This window comes from Sphingomonas sp. KR3-1 (assembly GCF_040049295.1).
Lineage (GTDB): Bacteria > Pseudomonadota > Alphaproteobacteria > Sphingomonadales > Sphingomonadaceae > Sphingomonas.
Genome location: NZ_JBDZDQ010000003.1, coordinates 266,644 through 283,130 on the forward strand (window position 1 = coordinate 266,644; position 16,487 = coordinate 283,130).

At 68.5% G+C, this 16,487-nt stretch carries 16 protein-coding genes; 5 read left to right on the plus strand and 11 right to left on the minus strand.

Annotated elements, in window-relative coordinates; genetic code table 11:
- Window positions 1-194: 194 nt before the first annotated feature.
- The 6 genes from ABLE38_RS17155 to ABLE38_RS17180 all read right to left on the minus strand — a co-directional run bounded on the left by ABLE38_RS17155 (window position 195) and on the right by ABLE38_RS17180 (window position 8,424).
- On the minus strand, window positions 195-1,574 hold the full coding sequence (locus ABLE38_RS17155) for a sigma-54 dependent transcriptional regulator (RefSeq protein WP_348975465.1): 1,380 nt from the start codon (window positions 1,572-1,574) through the stop codon (window positions 195-197).
- Window positions 1,571-3,826, minus strand: coding sequence for an ATP-binding protein (locus ABLE38_RS17160; RefSeq protein ID WP_348975466.1), 2,256 nt, complete (start codon window positions 3,824-3,826; stop codon window positions 1,571-1,573). Before ABLE38_RS17160 ends, ABLE38_RS17155 begins: the two co-directional genes overlap by 4 nt.
- A 60-nt stretch (window positions 3,827-3,886) precedes the next feature.
- Entirely contained in the window at window positions 3,887-5,329 is a 1,443-nt protein-coding gene (gene ntrC / locus ABLE38_RS17165; RefSeq protein ID WP_348975467.1) for a nitrogen regulation protein NR(I), read from the minus strand.
- Window positions 5,326-6,357 (minus strand): ATP-binding protein, encoded by a 1,032-nt coding sequence (locus ABLE38_RS17170; RefSeq protein ID WP_348975468.1) that lies wholly within the window; start codon window positions 6,355-6,357, stop codon window positions 5,326-5,328. The genes ntrC and ABLE38_RS17170 overlap by 4 nt, the downstream gene beginning before the upstream one ends.
- Window positions 6,358-6,404: 47 nt before the next feature.
- Window positions 6,405-7,403 carry a tRNA dihydrouridine synthase DusB gene (gene dusB, locus ABLE38_RS17175; protein WP_348975469.1) on the minus strand — a complete coding sequence of 333 codons (999 nt, stop codon included), beginning with the start codon at window positions 7,401-7,403 and terminating at the stop codon, window positions 6,405-6,407.
- Window positions 7,404-7,656: 253 nt separating this feature from the next.
- Window positions 7,657-8,424 carry a TonB family protein gene (locus ABLE38_RS17180; protein ID WP_348975470.1) on the minus strand — a complete coding sequence of 256 codons (768 nt, stop codon included), beginning with the start codon at window positions 8,422-8,424 and terminating at the stop codon, window positions 7,657-7,659.
- 68 nt (window positions 8,425-8,492) lie between these two features.
- Here ABLE38_RS17180 and ABLE38_RS17185 point away from each other — a divergent pair, with 68 nt between their 5' ends.
- Window positions 8,493-9,626 carry a bifunctional 2-C-methyl-D-erythritol 4-phosphate cytidylyltransferase/2-C-methyl-D-erythritol 2,4-cyclodiphosphate synthase gene (locus ABLE38_RS17185; RefSeq protein ID WP_348975471.1) on the plus strand — a complete coding sequence of 378 codons (1,134 nt, stop codon included), beginning with the start codon at window positions 8,493-8,495 and terminating at the stop codon, window positions 9,624-9,626.
- 7 nt (window positions 9,627-9,633) lie between these two features.
- On the opposite strand, the gene ABLE38_RS17190 is transcribed toward ABLE38_RS17185, so the two are convergent.
- On the minus strand, window positions 9,634-10,074 hold the full coding sequence (locus tag ABLE38_RS17190) for a hypothetical protein (RefSeq protein WP_348975472.1): 441 nt from the start codon (window positions 10,072-10,074) through the stop codon (window positions 9,634-9,636).
- A 222-nt stretch (window positions 10,075-10,296) separates the two neighbouring features.
- Between ABLE38_RS17190 and ABLE38_RS17195 the strand changes: the two genes are divergently transcribed.
- Window positions 10,297-10,839 (plus strand): CinA family protein, encoded by a 543-nt coding sequence (locus ABLE38_RS17195; RefSeq protein ID WP_348975473.1) that lies wholly within the window; start codon window positions 10,297-10,299, stop codon window positions 10,837-10,839.
- Here the strand turns inward: ABLE38_RS17195 and ABLE38_RS17200 are convergent.
- Window positions 10,758-11,261, minus strand: coding sequence for a type II toxin-antitoxin system RatA family toxin (locus ABLE38_RS17200; RefSeq protein ID WP_348975474.1), 504 nt, complete (start codon window positions 11,259-11,261; stop codon window positions 10,758-10,760). The two genes, ABLE38_RS17195 and ABLE38_RS17200, sit on opposite strands and share 82 nt — an antisense overlap.
- A gap of 163 nt (window positions 11,262-11,424) precedes the next feature.
- Window positions 11,425-12,387 carry a lipoyl synthase gene (lipA, locus tag ABLE38_RS17205; protein ID WP_348975475.1) on the minus strand — a complete coding sequence of 321 codons (963 nt, stop codon included), beginning with the start codon at window positions 12,385-12,387 and terminating at the stop codon, window positions 11,425-11,427.
- Window positions 12,388-12,443: 56 nt separating this feature from the next.
- Between lipA and ABLE38_RS17210 the strand changes: the two genes are divergently transcribed.
- Together ABLE38_RS17210 and ABLE38_RS17215 are read left to right on the plus strand one after the other, a co-directional pair.
- Window positions 12,444-13,073: a carbonic anhydrase gene (locus tag ABLE38_RS17210; RefSeq protein WP_348975476.1), complete on the plus strand. Its 630-nt coding sequence runs from the start codon at window positions 12,444-12,446 to the stop codon at window positions 13,071-13,073.
- Window positions 13,074-13,112: 39 nt separating this feature from the next.
- On the plus strand, window positions 13,113-13,838 hold the full coding sequence (locus ABLE38_RS17215; RefSeq protein ID WP_348975477.1) for a hypothetical protein: 726 nt from the start codon (window positions 13,113-13,115) through the stop codon (window positions 13,836-13,838).
- A gap of 2 nt (window positions 13,839-13,840) precedes the next feature.
- On the opposite strand, the gene ABLE38_RS17220 is transcribed toward ABLE38_RS17215, so the two are convergent.
- Together ABLE38_RS17220 and ABLE38_RS17225 are read right to left on the minus strand one after the other, a co-directional pair.
- A complete protein-coding gene (locus ABLE38_RS17220) occupies window positions 13,841-14,614 on the minus strand; it encodes a polyphosphate kinase (protein ID WP_348975478.1) in 774 nt (257 codons plus the stop codon).
- An 8-nt stretch (window positions 14,615-14,622) separates the two neighbouring features.
- Window positions 14,623-15,636, minus strand: a complete 1,014-nt coding sequence (locus tag ABLE38_RS17225; RefSeq protein ID WP_348975479.1) for a 2-hydroxyacid dehydrogenase — start codon at window positions 15,634-15,636, stop codon at window positions 14,623-14,625.
- Between the two features lie 111 nt (window positions 15,637-15,747).
- On the opposite strand from ABLE38_RS17225, the gene mddA reads away from it, so the two are divergent.
- Window positions 15,748-16,485, plus strand: coding sequence for a methanethiol S-methyltransferase (gene mddA / locus ABLE38_RS17230; protein WP_348975480.1), 738 nt, complete (start codon window positions 15,748-15,750; stop codon window positions 16,483-16,485).
- Window positions 16,486-16,487 lie beyond the last annotated feature (2 nt).

Here is a 16,487-nt window from a genome sequence, read left to right on the forward strand (position 1 = left end):
CCAGCAGGTGAAATCCTACATTGCAAGCTGCGGGCGGATGGCGTGGCTCTTTCCCGTCACCCGGCCTTGTGCCGGGGTCCACCAGGAGGGCGAGTCACAGGCAAGAGGCTCAAAGCGAGAACGGGACGCTTGGTGGACCCCGGCACAAGGCCGGGGTGACGATGGAGGGTATTCGCTGTGGCGACGACCTTCCCTTATTCCTCCCGGCTGTCGGTGATCCCCAGCAGCTTCAATTTCCGGTGCAGCGCCGAGCGCTCCATGCCGATGAAGCTCGCGGTGCGCGAGATGTTGCCCGAGAAGCGGCGGATCTGGACGCGGAGATATTCGCGCTCGAAGCTCTCGCGCGCCTCCTTGAGCGGCGCGCCCATGATCGCGCTGGCGCCCATGCCGCCGCCATTGTCGGTCGGGCGGCCGAGCACCTCGGGGGGCAGCAGGTCGAGGTCGATCCGCCCGATCCGGTCGCCCGGCGCGAGGATCACGGTGCGCTCGACGACGTTGCGCAGCTGGCGGACATTGCCCGGCCATTCATAGCTCTGCAGCGCGACCATCGCGTCGGGCGCGACCTCGGGCGTCGGCACGCGGCGCTCATTGGCGTAGTGCGCGACGAAATGCTCGACGAGCACCGGGATGTCCTCACGCCGGTCGGTGAGCTGCGGGATCGCGACGGGGACAACGTTGAGCCGGTAGTAGAGGTCCTCGCGGAAGCGGCCCTCGGCGATCTCGGTCATCAGGTCGCGCGCCGTGGCCGAGACGACGCGGACATCGACCTTGACCACCCGGGTGCCGCCGACCCGGCTGAAGCTCTGGTCGGTGAGCACGCGCAGGATCCGCGCCTGGGCAGCGACGGGCATGTCGGCGATCTCGTCGAGGAACAAGGTGCCGCCATGCGCCTGCTCGAGCAGGCCGGTGCGGACGAGGTCCCCGCCCTCCTCCACCCCGAACAGCTCCTCCTCGACACGCTCGGGCTGCATGCGCGCGGCGCTGACGATGACGAAGGGCGCGGCGGCGCGCTGGCTCCAGCCGTGGAGCAGCCGGGCGGCGACTTCCTTGCCGGTGCCGGCGCTGCCGGTGATCAGCACGCGGCTGCCGGTGGAGGCCACGCGCTTGAGGGTAGCGCGCACCGTGTTGATTGCGCCCGACTGGCCGGTCAGGTCCTCCTCGCGGCCGACCGAGGCGCGCAGCGACGCGACTTCGCGCTTCAGCCGCTCGGTCTCGGTGGCGCGCTCGACCAGCCAGAGCAGCCGCTCGGCCTCGAACGGCTTCTCGATGAAGTCGGAGGCGCCGCGGCGGATCGCGGCGACGGCGGTATCGAGATTGCCGTGCCCCGAGATCACCAGCACCGGGATCGAGGGATCGCGGCGCTTGATCTCGTCGAGGATCTCGAGCCCGTCGAGCCGCGAGCCGTGCAGCCACACGTCGAGCAGCACCAGGCTGGGCCGGCGCTCGGCGATCGCCTCGAGCGCGGCGTCGCTGTCCGCCGCGCCGCGAGTCGAATAGCCTTCGTCCTCCAGCACGCCGGCGACCAGTTCTCGGATGTCGCGCTCATCGTCGACGACCAGGATATCGAGGCTCATGACTTGGAACTTCCAGTACGGGTAAGCACGGCGGGCCGTGGCTCGTCGCCATGCTCGCCGGAGGGGTCGCTCGCCATTTCTGCGAGCTGTTCGGTATCGAAGCACACCGTCACCAGCGTGCCGCCGCCAGGGCGGTCGGAGAAGGCGATGGTGCCGAAATGCTCCTCGACGATCTTCTTCACGATCGCCAGGCCAAGGCCGGTGCCGCGGCTGCGCGTCGTCATGTAGGGCTCGACGATGCGGTCGCGCTCGACTGGCAGGCCGATGCCGTTGTCGGCGAGCGTCAGGATGATGCGGCCTTCCGTCTCGGGGTCGATCGTCATGACGATATGGCCCTGCGGCAGCGCCTCCCCTTCCCCACGCGCTTCAATCGCCTCGACGGCATTCTTCACAATATTCGTGAAGGCCTGGCCGATCTGGCGGCGATCGCAGATCAGGCCGGGTGCGGGATCGGCCGCGTCCATCTCGAAGCGGATCGTCGGGTGCGCGACTTCGTGGAGGAACATCGCCTGGCGCGCAATGTCGAGCAGCGATTCCTGGCGGAACATCGGCTTGGGCATGCGCGCGAAGGAGGAGAATTCGTCGACCATGCGGCGCAGATCGCCGACCTGGCGGACGATCGTGTCGGTCAGCTGGGCGAAGATGCCGTCCTCGGGCTCGATCTTCTTGCCGTAGCGGCGCTTGAGGCGCTCGGCGGCGAGCTGGATCGGGGTCAGCGGGTTCTTGATCTCGTGCGCGATGCGGCGCGCGACATCGGACCAGGCGGCGCGGCGCTGGTCGTTCAGCTGCTGGGTGATGTCGTCGAAGGTGAGCACCTGGCCCGCCTCGTCGCTGGTGACCTTCACGGCGAGCGTGCGGGCATCGGCGCCGGTGCCGAGCTGGATCACCGACTCGCGGTCGCCGGTGTCGAGCAGGTCGTTGAGGTCCGGGGCGAGCGCGTGGAGCGGGCGGCCGACCAGTTCCTCGCCCCCCTGGTGGAGCAGCTCGATCGCAGATTCGTTGATCAGGCGGACATTGCGCTGGGCATCGATCGAAATGACCCCGGCGGAGACGCCCGACATCACCGCCTCGATCAGCACGCGACGGCTTTCGAGCTGGGCGTTGGCGGTGCGCAGCGCGCCGGTCTGCTGCTCGAGCCGCTCGGTCATGCCGTTGAAGGCGCCGCTGAGCGTGCTGATCTCGTCGCCGGTCGGCGGGATGTCGACGCGCGCGGTGAGATCGCCGCCGGCGACGCGCCGCGCCGCGGTGACGAGCTGCTCGACCGGCCGGACGAGCCGGTCCGCCACGGCAAGCGCGATCCAGGTGGCGATGCTGACGATCAGCAGCGCGACGCCGAAGAGGACGGCATTGAGCTGAAGCTGGAGCGAGCGCGCGCGCGCCTGGAGCGCATCGAACTCCGCCGAGATCCGATCGGACTCGTGATATTGGCGGTTGAGGAAGTCGACATTGTGCGGCGTGGCGACATAGAGGAACAGGTTGCTCGAGCGATCGACCGGCGTGACGACCCAAAGCATCTGCGTGTCGTAATTGGTGTAGCTTTCCTCATCGCGCAGCAGGTTGATCACCTGCCCCGACACACGCGCCGCGAAAAGCTCGGTCTTGGGCGCGTCATAGGAATAGAGCGCGGTGACGTTCTTCTCATTCTCCACGCGGAAAAGGACGAACTGGAAGAGATTGCGGTTGTAGGTCTGGCGCAGGAGATAGTCCTGCACCGCGGGCGAGCGCAGCGGCAGCGTGGGGAATTTGGCGGCGATGTCGCCCGCCATGGCGCTTGCCTCGCCGGTCCAGCGCTCGATGACGACGCGCTGGCCTTGCTCGCCAAAGGACTGGGTGGCGTTGAACACGCTGCGCGCGCGCTCCGAGCCCCAGAGCTGGACGCCCGACTGGAACATCACCGAGGCGGCGATGACGGTCAGCACGATCGGAATGCTCGCCATCAGCGTGAACACCGCGACGAGGCGGACATGGAGGCGCCCGCCGCCGGCCAGCGCGGACTTGGCGGCACGGTGGATGGCGATGCGGCGGCCGATCAGCACGATCAGCGCGACATAGGGCAGCAGATTGGCGAGCAGCAGCGTAGCCGCGACGCCGGGGTTGAACACCTGATGCGCGAAGTTGCGGACGAACAGGAAGGTGGCGGCCGGTGTAGCGATGGCGAGTGCCACCACCACGATCTCCAGCGCCCGGATAGCCGAAAGCCGCCGCTTGCGCGGCGTCGCCTCGATCATCGGCTGGGCGGTGACGGCATCCATCTTGGCCAAGCTAGATCGAGATTGTGGCAAAAAGAACACATAATCGCGCTCAGCCTGTCGCTATTCGGCACCATCCGGGCGAACCGGACCCATATCGATGCCCAGCGTATCGAGGCGTTTGCGCAGCGTGTTGCGGTTGATGCCGAGCGCGCGGGCGGCGCGGAGCTGGTTGCCGCCATGACGGCCGAGCATCGCCTCGATCAGCGGGCGCTCGACCTCGCCGATGATGCGATCGTACAGCGTGCCGTCGTCGAGGACGCGGGGCTCCTCGATCGCGATGCGCTCGAGCCGGGCGCGGACCGCGGCCTCGATCCCCTCGTCGCGAGTCGCGATCGGGGCGGCGTTGGTCTCGCCCAGCGCGCGGCGGATCGCGTCGCCGTCGATCACCTCGTCGCGGCTGAGCGCGGCGATGCGGCGCATCAGATTCTCGAGCTGGCGGACGTTGCCGGGCCAGTCATAGCCCTCGAGCACCGCCACCGCGTCGACGGCGAGGCGCTTGCGCGGCAGCCCGCTCTCGGCGGCGCGGTCGAGGAAATGGCGGGCGAGCAGCGGCACGTCGGCGCGGCGTTCTCGCAGGGAGGGCAGCGCGATGGGCACGACGTTGAGGCGGTAGAACAGGTCTTCGCGGAACTGGCCGGACTGGACCAGCGCGGCCAGGTCCTTGTTGGTCGCGGCGACGATGCGGACATCGGCCTTAATCGTGCGGGCGCCGCCGACGGTGGTGAACTCGCCCTGCTGGAGCACGCGGAGCAGGCGCGTCTGCGCGTCCATCGGCATGTCGCCGATCTCGTCGAGGAACAGCGTGCCGCCCGCTGCCTGCTCGAACTTGCCGGCCATGCGCGTGGCCGCGCCGGTGAAGGCGCCGCGCTCATGGCCGAACAGCTCGGCCTCGATCAGGTCGCGCGGGATAGCCGCCATGTTGAGCGCGACGAAGGGCGCGCGGCGGCGCGGCCCCATGTCGTGGATCGCGCTGGCGACCAGCTCCTTGCCGGTGCCCGACTCGCCCGAGATCAGCACGGTGAGGTCGTTGGCGACGACGCGGGCGATGACGCGGTAGACTTCCTGCATCGCCGGCGAGCGGCCGATCAGCGAGGCGCCGCCGCTGAGCTCGTCCTCGGGCAGCTCGGCGGGCGCGCGGCGGCCGCGGGCGATGGCGCTGCGCACCGCCTGGCCGAGCACGTCGAGGTCGAAGGGCTTGGGGAGGTAGTCGAACGCGCCGACCTCGGTGGCGCGGACCGCCGTCGCCAGCGTGTTCTGCGCGGAGAAGACGATCACCGGCAGCGCGGGATGCTCGGCGGTGAGCTTGGCGACCTCGTCGAGGCCATTGCCGTCGGGCAGGATCACGTCGGTGACCAGAACGTCGGGCAAGGCGGCGCCGATCGCGCGGCGGAGCTCGGCGAGGCTCGCTGCCGTCGTGACGGCATGGCCTTCGCGGCGCAGGGCCGCTGCGACCACGGTGCGGATCGCGCTGTCGTCATCGACGACCAGGACCGAGCCGGTCATGCCCGGGCTCGGGGGAGAAGGATGCGGAATACAGTCATTTCGGGGGCGCGCTCGCGGGCATATTGGATGATCCCGCCCTGATCGCGGACCAGCTTCTCGACGAGCGGGAGGCCGAGCCCCTTCCCCTCCGGCTTGCCGGAGACGAAGGGCTCGAAGAGGTGCTCGGCGATGTCCTCGGGCGCACCGGGGCCATTGTCCAGCACGCAGATCTCGATCGGCAGCGGCTGGCGCGGCCGGCCGGCGCCGGTGCTGACCGACATGCCGTGGCGATAGGCGGTGGTCAGCACGATCCGCGGCTGGGCGAGCCCGGCGAGCGCTTCGGCGGCGTTCTTGAGGAGGTTCATCATGACTTGCTGGAAGGCATCGGGATCGATCAGCACCGGCGGCAGCGAGGGATCGAAGCGCTCCTCGATCACCATGCCGCGGGCAAACCCGGCGAGCGCCAGGCGGCGGGCGTGATCGAGCAGCGGATAGACGTTGGTCGGCTCGAGCTTGAGCGGCCGCGTGTCGGTGAAATCCTGCATCCGGTCGATCAGCGCGGCGATGCGGTCGACCTCGGTGGTGATCAGCCCGGTGAGCTCGCGGTCCTCGCCCGAGCTGGCGAGCAGCTGGGCGGCGCCGCGGATGCCCGACAGCGGGTTCTTGATCTCATGCGCGAGCATCGCCGCGGCCCCCACCGCGGCGCGGGCGCCGGCGGTACGGTCCGCGCCCTGGGCGACGCGGCGCGACTGCGGGGCGTGGTGGAGCGTGACGATCCGCCAGCCGGGATGATCGGCGACCGCGGTCTCGACGAAGTCCACCCGGATGCGCGCGCCGCGGATCGCCTCGATCTCGATGTCGAAGGCGGCGAAGCCATGCCCGTCGCGGCGCTCGACATAGCCGTCTGGCGGGCTCAGCACCGTGTCATAGGGCTGGCCGACCATCGTGGTCTCGGCGTGGTTGAGCAGCGCCTCGCACGCGGCATTGGCATGGGCGATGCGGCCGTCGGGATCGATGACGAGCACCGCCACCGGCAGCGCGGCGAACATCTCGGCGAATTTGGGGCCTGTGGCGGGCGGCGTGGGCCGCAGCCGCCTCAGGCCGCCGCGCGGGAACGCCACGGTGCGTAGAATTCGTCGAGCATCGCCAGCACGGTCTTGGCGTCGGGCACCTGATTGACCTTGTTGCGGAACTCGGCCGAGCCATGGATGCCCTTGGTGTACCAGCCGAGATGCTTGCGCATCATGTTGACGCCGGTCATCTCGCCATAATGTTCGAGACTATCGATGTAATGCTCTAGGATTACACGATATTGTTCGTCGATGCTTGGATCGGCGCGCTCGCCCTTGCCGGTCAGCGCGTCCATCACCTGGCGCAGCACCCAGGGCTTGCCATAGGCACCGCGGCCGATCATCACCCCGTCCGCGCCCGACTGGCGCAGCGCCTCGCGGGCATCCTCGACCGTGCAGATGTCGCCATTGGCGATCACCGGGATCTTCACTGCGTCCTTCACCTTGCGGATGAACGACCAGTCGGCCGAGCCGCGGTACATCTGGTTGCGGGTGCGGCCGTGGACCGTCACCAGCTGGCAGCCCAGATCCTCGGCGATATGGGCGAGCTCGGGAGCGTTGAGGCTGTCGAGGTCCCAGCCCATGCGCATCTTGAGCGTGACCGGCACCTTCACCGCCTTGACGCAGGCATCGACGATCGCCGCGGCGTGCTTGAGGTCGCGCATCAGCGCCGAGCCGGCATCGCCATTGGTGACCTTGCGGACCGGGCAGCCCATGTTGATGTCGATGATCGCGGCGCCGCGATCCTCGTTGAGCTTGGCGGCCTCGGCCATCTCGGGCGGCGAGCAGCCGACGAGCTGCATCGACACGGGCTCCTCGATCGGATCCCAGGCGGCCTTCTGGATCGACTGGCGGGTATCCCGAATGGCAGCCGCGCTGGCGATCATCTCGGTGACGTTGAGCCCCGAGCCATAGCGGCGCACCGCGCGGCGGAACGGCAGGTCGGTGACGCCGGTCATCGGCGCGAGGATCACCGGCGCTTCGACCGTGACCGGGCCGATCTGGATGGGGGCGAGTTCGCTCATGATGCTGCCTGAAAAATAGGCAGTGGCGCCTACAGGTGCAAGCGGCGATTGGCAAGCGAACATCCGGACGCTCCGGACGCCTATGTCGGCCGCGGAAGTTGGCGCCTGCTGCCGCGGCGATGCCGTTGCGCGCGCAGGGGAATTGCGTGCCGCGATTGGTGGATGGACCGTGCAAAGAGCGGCCGGTCTGGACCGGCAGTTGCTCGAGGCTGCCGGAGGATTTCCTACATTGGAAGCGGAATGGTGTCGGGGCCTATTGCCTGGCGGTTGCCTGGCCCCAGGCGTAGCGCTGGACCCAGTGGCGCGAGACCCATTTGCGATCCGCCTCCCGTTCGGGCTGGAAGCGTGCGCGTCGGCGCAGGATTGCGCAGGCCATGCGATCCCATTTGCGCGAGCCGCTGGATTTGGTGACCCGGCAGAGGCGCGTCGCGCCTCTGCGATCGACAGTGAGCGTCACCTCCATGTCGCCGGCGCCGCCGAGCATCCCGGGCGGATAGTCGGCCGCCGTGATCCAGCTATCGGGCGCGCCGCGCGGCTGAGGGCCCGACAAGGTTTCCGTAAAGCAATTGCACAGCGCCGGGTCTTTCCCCTCCCAGGGATCCCGATCGCGGACCGGCCACAGGATCTTCGGCATCTTCCAGTCGACGACATAGTTCCAGCGATCCGGGGCAGGCGCGCGGTCCCGGCCCAGTGCAGGGGTGAAGCGCAGCCGCCGCGTCAGGAGGCCGCAGCTGTGCCGATCGAGAAGCTGCACGCCACTCGAAGCCAGCACGGTGCAGTCCGAAACACGGCCGTCGAGGTCGATCGACAGGAGCAGGCCAACCCGGCCCTCCTGCTCGGCGCGCAGCGCGGCGCGAGGATAGTCGTCCTCGCCCAGCCAGAAGGCAGGATCGACCAAGGGCTTCGCACGGGACGCGAGTGCCGGCGCCAGCGGCACGTCCGGCGCGCCCGCCCCGGTCATCTGGGCAAGGGCGGGCGGCGCCAAGGCCAGGGCCAGCAGCATCACTAGCAGACGGATCATGACCTGCTTCCCCAAGGCGCATGACGGGAGGCTATCACCGCGTTTCGTGATCGGCTAGGCGGCGGGCGATGAAGACCGTCGCCATCATCGTCGCCGCGGGCAGCGGCACCCGGGCCGGGGGGAGCGTGCCCAAGCAGTTCGCGCCGCTCGCCGGCAAGCCGATGCTGAAGCACAGTGTCGACGCCATGACGTCGCATCCGGGCATCGACGCGGTGCTGGTGGTGATCGGCGCCGGCCAGGAGGACGCGCTGTGCGCCGCGCTGGGCAATGTGGACGTCGTAGTTGGCGGTGCGACCCGGCGCGAGAGCGTGGCGAACGGGCTGGCGGCGATTGGCGGTGCGGACCGGGTGCTGATCCACGATGCGGCCCGCCCCTTCCTGCCGCAGGCGGTGATCGACCGGCTGCTGGCGGCGCTGGAGACGCAGGAAGGCGCGATCCCCGGGCTGCCGGTAGCGGACACGCTCGTCTCGGCGTCCGGAGTGTCCGTGTCGCGCGAGGGGCTGGTGCGGGTGCAGACGCCCCAAGCCTTCCGCTATGAAGCCATAAAGGCGGCGCATGCAGCCTGGCCGGCGGACCGGGAAGCGACCGACGATGCGCAGATGCTGCGCGCGCTCGGACACGACGTGGCAGTGGTGGAAGGCGATGCGATGCTCGACAAAGTGACACACCCGGCCGACTTCGCCGCTGCCGAGGCGCGGTTCGGGGCGCAGATGCGGGTGCGCACGGCGACGGGCTATGACGTCCACCGCTTCGCCGAGCGCGAGGAATTGTGGCTCGGCGGCGTGCTGGTGCCGCACAGCCAGGGGCTTTCGGGGCATAGCGACGCCGATGTCGCGCTGCACGCGATCACCGACGCGCTGCTCGGCACGATCGGCGCCGGCGATATCGGCATGCACTTCCCGCCGAGCGACCCGCAATGGCGCGGGGCGGCTTCGGCGAAGTTCCTCGAGCATGCCGCGTCGCTGGTGGCGGCCCAAGGCGGCGTGATCGACTTCATCGACCTGACGATCATCTGCGAGGCACCCAAGATCGGGCCGCACCGCGAGGCGATCCGCGCGAGCATCGCGGGGATACTGGGGCTGCCGGTCGATTGCGTGAGCGTGAAGGCGACGACTACGGAGCGGCTGGGTTTCACCGGGCGCGGTGAGGGTATGGCGGCACAGGCGGTGGCGACGGTGCGGGTGCCGGGCGGCAATCCCTAGCCGGTCATCAGCGCGCCTTCGAGCCGAACAGCATTGCCAGACGCGCCATAAGCAAACGCCGGAACAGCTTCAGCGGAAAGGACCGGTACGCCGGGGCATCCCCCGGAAGCGGCAGATCCGATCGGCGCCGCGCAACGTTGGTGCGCATTTCGATCGGCGGCAAGGGATCGGGGAAGCGCAGCCGATAGGCGGACGTCCAATGGCCCGGAGCGAATTTCAGATACATCCCCGTGTTGCAGCACGAAGCGACGAAGCGCTGCGTCGGCGCCTCTTCCCTGAGCTTGTACCCGACGAGCAGTTCGGCGCCGTCGACGCACGCAAACCGGTCGTCGCGATAGGTGAGATAGGGCGTGCCACCATCGGGATCGAGCACGGGGCCTGCGCCGGGCAACGCCTCAATCTGGCGACCGCCCGCCTGGCAATCGCCGCAATAGCAGACCGCGCTCAATATCGGCGATCCGACGCCGTCGCAGCGGACACGGCCGCAGGCGCATCGGGCGGTTCGGCGTGCTGTCATCGATCGGGCCTTTCGCGATTCCGCCGGGGTCCGACGGCCTGCGTCGCTGCGTCATAGCGCGGTTGCGGATCAGCTGGAACCCAACGCCTGACTTCCCTTCCGCGAATGAACTGACTCGCGTCGGCAACAATAGGGTGGCAAAGGCGCCGCCTTATGGACACGATTCTTCCGCCCGAACTGGTCGCGGCCGCGCGCAAGGTGCTTGAAGCCAATCGCGCCGCGGGCCGCCGCGTCGCCGTTGCCGAGAGCTGCACCGGTGGCCTGGTCTCGGCTGCGCTCACCGAGATCCCCGGCTCGTCCGACGTCTTCGACGCGGGCTTCGTCACCTATTCGAACGAAGCCAAGCACGACGTGCTCAAGGTGGGCAGCGACGTGCTGGAGACCTTCGGCTCGGTGTCGATCGCGGTTGCCTGGAGCATGGCGCGCGGCGCGCTGGAGCGGACCCATGCCGATGTCGCGGTGGCGATCACCGGCATCGCCGGCCCCGATGGCGGCACCGAGAAGAAGCCGGTGGGCACGGTGGTGTTCGCCCAGGCGGTGCGCGGCGCCGATCCCGATCACATCGTCGCGGACGCGCGCCACTTCGAGAATAATGGCCGCGCCGGCATCCGGCTTCAGGCGGCGTTGTGCGCGCTCGAGCTGCTGATGCCGGGCGCCGTCGGCCCCGATGCCGAGCCGGTCTCCGAATCGCCGTAGAGCCGCGCGGCGCGTTCCTCGAACGCGTTGATCATCTTGCGCAGCGCCCGGTCGAACATCTGGCCGGCGAGCATCTCGAACACGCGGTTCTTGAACGCGAAATCGACCGAGAAATCGACGAGGCAACCGCCCCGTCCGTCGGCGCGGAAGCCCCAGTCGTTGCGCAGATGCTTGAGCGGGCCCTCGAGATAGTCGATGTGCAGGCTGCCCGGGCGCGCCTTCTCGACCTTCGAGGTGAAGGTCTCGCGCAGCCCCTTGAACCCGACGATCATGTCCGCGACCATCTGGGTGTCGCTGTTCGAGCGCACCCGGATCGCGCTGACCCAGGGCAGGAACTCGGGATAGCGGGCGACGTCCGCCACCAGGTCGAACATCTGCTCCGGCGTGTAGGGAAGCGAGCGGGTTTCGGAATGCTTGGGCATCGTTTCTTCTAATACCTCCCCGAGCTCGTCTCGGGGAGGGGGACCATCGCGATAGCGATGGTGGAGGGGCGGCGGTGGAATTCCGCCGTCTGCGACAGCGGCCCCTCCACCACCGACCTGCGGTCGGCGGTCCCCCTCCCCCAGGCAAGCTGGGGGAGGAATTTCACTTGGCCCCCTTCGCCAGCTTTGCCTCGCGGGCAGCCTTCATCTCGGCGAAGTCCTCGCCGGCGTGATAGCTGGAGCGGGTCAGCGGCGACGAGGCGACCTGGAGGAAGCCCTTGGCCCGGCCGATCGCGCCATAGGCCTGGAAGGCGGCGGGGGTGACGAATTCCTCGACCTTGGCGTGGCGCGGGGTCGGCTGGAGATACTGGCCCATCGTCAGGAAATCGATGTCGGCCGAGCGCATGTCGTCCATCACCTGGTGGACCTCGAGGCGCTGCTCGCCGAGGCCGAGCATGATGCCCGACTTGGTGAAGATCGTCGGGTCGAGCCGCTTGACCGTCTCGAGCAGGCGCAGCGAGGCATAGTAGCGCGCGCCCGGGCGAATGTTCGGATAGAGCCTGGGGACGGTCTCGAGATTGTGGTTGTAGACGTCGGGCCGCGCGGCGACGATCGCCTCGACCGCGGCCTCGTGCTTGTTGCGGAAATCGGGGGTGAGGATCTCGATCGTCGTGGTCGGGTTGGCCTTGCGGATCTCCTCGATCACCTTGACGAACTGCGAGGCGCCGCCATCGGGCAGATCGTCGCGGTCGACCGAGGTGATGACGATGTGCTCGAGACCCATCTGCGCGGCCGCTTCGGCGACGTGCTGCGGCTCGAGCGGATCGACCTTGCGCGGCATGCCGGTCTTGACGTTGCAGAAGCGGCAGGCGCGGGTGCAGACATCGCCCAGGATCATCACCGTGGCGTGCTTCTTGGTCCAGCATTCGCCGATGTTCGGGCAGGCCGCTTCCTCGCAGACGGTGACGAGGTTCTTCGAGCGCATCAGCGCGCGCGTCTTGGCAAAGCCTTCGGAGGTCGGGGCCTTGACGCGGATCCAGTCGGGCTTGCGCTGGCGTTCCGGGCGGGGTGCGGCGGCGAGATCGTTCATGGGGGCCCATCTAGGACGTGGTTGCAATCGCTGCAACGTCCGTGAAACGCACACCGGGTTGATGCCGGTGCATCTCGCGCTAAGAGGACGGCATGACCAATTTCACCGACCTGCTCGACGGCTATCAGCGCTTCCGCACCAGCGAATATCGCCGCCACCGCGACCGATGGTCCGAACTGAGCGAGGGGCAGAACCCGCGCGTGATGGTGATCGCCTGCTCGGACAGCCGAGTCGATCCGGCGCAGGTGTTCGACACGGTGCCGGGCGAGATCTTCGTGGTGCGCAACGTCGCCAACCTGGTGCCGCCGTTCGAGGACGATGCGAGCCGCCACGGCGTCTCGGCCGCGCTCGAGTTCGCGGTGACGCAGCTCGAAGTGCCCGAGATCGTGGTGATGGGGCATGGCGCGTGCGGCGGCGTCGGCGCGGCGCTCTCCCGCCGCTTCGAGGGCAAGGCGCCTGGCGACGGCGGATTCATCGCGCACTGGGTCGACATGCTCGACGCGGCGCGCGACCGGATCGTGGCCGCACATGGCACCGGCCCCGAGGCGGTGCGCGCGCTCGAGCTGGAGACGGTGCGGGTGTCGCTCGCCAATCTGATGACCTTCCCGTTCGTCGCCGAGCGGGTGGAGGCGGGCAAGCTCAGGCTGCTCGGCGCCTATTTCGCGATCGCCGACGGCGTGCTGCACGTGATGGGCGCGGACGGAGAATTCGCGGAGGCTTGACGGGATGTGCCGTCCGGATCGGGCGTGGGGGATACGGCCATGGCATATCTTGGACGGCAGATTTTCGAGCTCTATCGGCGCGGGCTGGCGCTGTTCGTGCTGGCGCCGGTCATTATCGCGATCGTGGCGATCCCGGAATTCGTACAGCATGTCGCCGAGATCCGGATCGGGTTCTTCGACAGCCATGTCGGCGCGAAGCTGCTCGCCAACGATCCGACGCGCTGGGCGTTCGGCTATGCCAAGCTCGCCGGCCTGCTGATCGGCATGTTCGCGGCGGCGCGCCATTGGGGCACGCTGGCGCGCGGCCGGCGCTGGTGGCAGCTCGGCGACATCCGCTGGATCGCGCTGATCCTGTCGATGCTGCTGTTCGCCGGCATCTCCGCGCTGGTCGGGCTGCTCGAGCAGCGCATCCCCACCCTGCTCTTCCAGATCCTCTATTGGGGTACGAGCATCGCGGTGCTGCCGGTGCTGCTGCCGATCGTCGGCGCACTACTCGGCGATCCGCGGGCGCATCCGCTACGCGACTATTGGCGCGACTGGAAGGCGCTGCCGCTGCTCGTCCTGCTGCTCGTGCTCGCCTATCTGCCCGGCATGGCGGCGCATTACGGCTTCCACTATCTGGCATTCGGCGCGCCGAGGCCGCTGGTCTGGGTGCTGATGATCGTCGATCCCTTCGCGGTGGCGCTGATCGCCAGCAATGTCGGTGCGGCGCTGGCGCTCGTCTATGAAGCGGCGCGCGGACCGGCAACCGCGCCCGCGGCCTGACGCTAGAGCTCCAGCGCCTTCTTCGCGACCTTCTCCACCTCGGGATCGAGCGGTGGCGGTTCCATCGGGACATGCGCCTCGAGCGCGTCGGCGATGGCGGTGAGCGCGGCGATGCGGCCGGCCTTCTTGTCGTTGCCGTCGATCACGATCCAGGGCGCGACCTTGGTATCGGTGCGTTCGAACATCTCGGCCATCGCCTTCAGATAGTCCTTGCGCTTCGCCCGGTTGCGATAATCGTCGAGGCCGGTCTTCCAGCGCTTCCAGGGATGCTCGAGGCGCGCGGTCAGGCGCTTGTCCTGCTCCTTCTGCGTTACATGGACGAAGACCTTGACCAGCGTGGTGCCCGCCGCGACCTGCTGGGCCTCGAAGGCGTTGATCTCGTCATAGCCGCGCTGCCAGTCGGCCTCGCTGGCGAACCCCTCGACCCGCTCGACGAGCACGCGGCCGTACCAGCTGCGGTCGAAGATCGCGATATTGTGCTGGGCGGGCAGTCGCTGCCAGAAGCGCCAGAGGAAATGGTGCGCGAGCTCCTCGGGCGTGGGCGCCGAGATCGGCCAGACCTCGTAATAGCGCGGGTCCCATTCGGCGGTGAGGCGCTGGATGATCCCGCCCTTCCCCGCCGCGTCCCAGCCCTCGAACGCGATGATCGCGCGGCGCCTGTGGACGATATGGGCATAATGGATGTGGCTGAGGCGCTTCTGGAGTTTCTCCAGCGCGTGCTTGTACTTGCCGTCGAATGCTTCGCCGTCTTCGTAATCGCTCAGATCGATGCTCATCGCTGCTCCTAACGCATGGGCGCAATCAACGCTGCATCGACGCGATTGGCAAGCGGGCGGCCGGCCTCGGCATCGCTGACGCTCGCGAGCGTCGTCTCGGCGATGGCGGTGAGCGCCTCTTCGGTGAGGAAGGCCTGGTGGCCGGTGACCAGCACGTTGGGGAAGGTCAGCAGGCGCTGGAACTGGTCGTCCGAGACGATCTCGTTGGAGAGGTCCTCGAAGAACAGGTCGGCCTCCTGCTCATAGACGTCGAGCGCGACCGCACCGATCCTGCGCGCCTTGAGGCCCTCGATCAGCGCGGCGGTGTCGATCAGCGCGCCGCGGCTGGTGTTGACGATCATCAGCCCGTCGCGGGCGGCTTCGATCGCCGCGGCGTCGATCAGGTGGCGGGTGTCGGGGGTGAGCGGGCAATGGAGGGTGACGATCTCCGCCGCGCGGAGCAGCGCGTCGCGGGCGACATAGCGCACGCCGATCGCCTCGAGCGCGGGATCGGGATAGAGGTCGGCGGCGAGCACCTCGCAGCCAAAGCCCAGCCTGAGGCTGCGGGCGACGAGCGCGCCGATCTTGCCGGTGCCGACCACGCCGACGGTGCGGCCATGCAGGTTGCGGCCGATCAGCCCCTCGAGCGCGAAATTGTTGTCGCGGACGCGGGCCCAGGCGCGGGGGATGTGGCGATCGACCGCGAGCATCAGCCCGATGGTGAACTCGGCGACGGCATGCGGCGAATAGGCCGGCACGCGGACGACGTCCACGCCGAGGCGCCGGGCCGCGGTGAGGTCGACATTGTTGAACCCGGCGCAGCGCAGCGCCACCAGGCGAGTGCCGCCGGCCGCCAGCGTCTCCAGCACCGGCGCGTCCACCACGTCGTTGACGAAGACGCAGACGGCGCCGTGCCCCGCCGCCAGCGGCGCGGTGGCGGCATCGAGCCGGGGCTCGAGGAAATGGAGGTCGTGCCCGGCGGTATTGGCGGCGCCCAGGAAGCAGCGGTCATAGGGTTTTGTGTTGAACACCGCTATACGCATGCACTTTTCCCCATGCTGCCAGTGCATGACCCGATGAACGGTGCGCACTTTGGCAATTCCGCCCGATCGGCGATATTCGTTACGAAATCAATTCATCGCGAGGTGAGGACGATGACGCGTGCTTCCTTTCTACTGTTCGGGGGGATCGCCTATGCGATCTTCTTCGCGGTGTTCCTCTATTTGGTCGGCTTCGTCGCGAACCTTCCGGAGCTCCCCCGCACGATCGACCACGGCCCGGCGACGCATTGGAGCTTCGCGCTGCTGGTCGATGCCGGGCTGATCCTGCTCTTCGGCCTGCAGCATAGCGTGATGGCGCGCCAGGGCTTCAAGCGCGGCTGGACGCGGATCGTGCCCGAGCCGATCGAGCGCAGCACCTATGTGCTCGCCACCAGCGCGGTGCTGGCGCTGGTCTTCTGGCTGTGGCGGCCGATGCCGGCGCCGATCTGGACGGTGACCGCGCCGCTGGGCTGGTGGCTGCTCACCGGGCTCTCGGCGCTCGGCTGGGCGGTGCTGCTGATCAGCACCTATCTGATCAATCATTTCGAGCTGTTCGGGCTGCAGCAGGTGTGGCGCAACCTGAGCGGCAAGCCCGTAGCCGCGCCGCGGCTGCGCCGGCCGCTCTTCTACAAGCTGGTGCGCCACCCGCTCTACAGCGGCTTCCTGATCGCCTTCTGGGCGACGCCGGCGATGACGGTGGGCCACCTGTTCTTCGCCGCGGGGATGACGGCCTATGTGCTGATCGCGATCGGCTATGAGGAGCGCGACCTCACCGGGTTCTTCGGCGAGGAATATGCCGAATATCAGCGCGAGGTGGGGATGGTCGTGCCGGGGTTGGGGCGGCGACCCTGACG

Excerpts from the sequence above, each read along its gene's own strand:
- ABLE38_RS17155 (WP_348975465.1), bottom strand. The coding sequence starts at position 1,574 with ATGAGCCTCGATATCCTGGTCGTCGACGATGAGCGCGACATCCGAGAA.
- ABLE38_RS17160 (WP_348975466.1), bottom strand. The coding sequence starts at position 3,826 with ATGGATGCCGTCACCGCCCAGCCGATGATCGAGGCGACGCCGCGCAAG.
- ntrC (WP_348975467.1), bottom strand. The coding sequence starts at position 5,329 with ATGACCGGCTCGGTCCTGGTCGTCGATGACGACAGCGCGATCCGCACC.
- ABLE38_RS17170 (WP_348975468.1), bottom strand. The coding sequence starts at position 6,357 with ATGTTCGCCGCGCTGCCGGTGGCGGTGCTCGTCATCGATCCCGACGGC.
- dusB (WP_348975469.1), bottom strand. The coding sequence starts at position 7,403 with ATGAGCGAACTCGCCCCCATCCAGATCGGCCCGGTCACGGTCGAAGCG.
- ABLE38_RS17180 (WP_348975470.1), bottom strand. The coding sequence starts at position 8,424 with ATGATCCGTCTGCTAGTGATGCTGCTGGCCCTGGCCTTGGCGCCGCCC.
- ABLE38_RS17185 (WP_348975471.1), top strand. The coding sequence starts at position 8,493 with ATGAAGACCGTCGCCATCATCGTCGCCGCGGGCAGCGGCACCCGGGCC.
- ABLE38_RS17195 (WP_348975473.1), top strand. The coding sequence starts at position 10,297 with ATGGACACGATTCTTCCGCCCGAACTGGTCGCGGCCGCGCGCAAGGTG.
- ABLE38_RS17200 (WP_348975474.1), bottom strand. The coding sequence starts at position 11,261 with ATGCCCAAGCATTCCGAAACCCGCTCGCTTCCCTACACGCCGGAGCAG.
- ABLE38_RS17210 (WP_348975476.1), top strand. The coding sequence starts at position 12,444 with ATGACCAATTTCACCGACCTGCTCGACGGCTATCAGCGCTTCCGCACC.
- ABLE38_RS17215 (WP_348975477.1), top strand. The coding sequence starts at position 13,113 with ATGGCATATCTTGGACGGCAGATTTTCGAGCTCTATCGGCGCGGGCTG.
- ABLE38_RS17220 (WP_348975478.1), bottom strand. The coding sequence starts at position 14,614 with ATGAGCATCGATCTGAGCGATTACGAAGACGGCGAAGCATTCGACGGC.
- ABLE38_RS17225 (WP_348975479.1), bottom strand. The coding sequence starts at position 15,636 with ATGCGTATAGCGGTGTTCAACACAAAACCCTATGACCGCTGCTTCCTG.
- mddA (WP_348975480.1), top strand. The coding sequence starts at position 15,748 with ATGACGCGTGCTTCCTTTCTACTGTTCGGGGGGATCGCCTATGCGATC.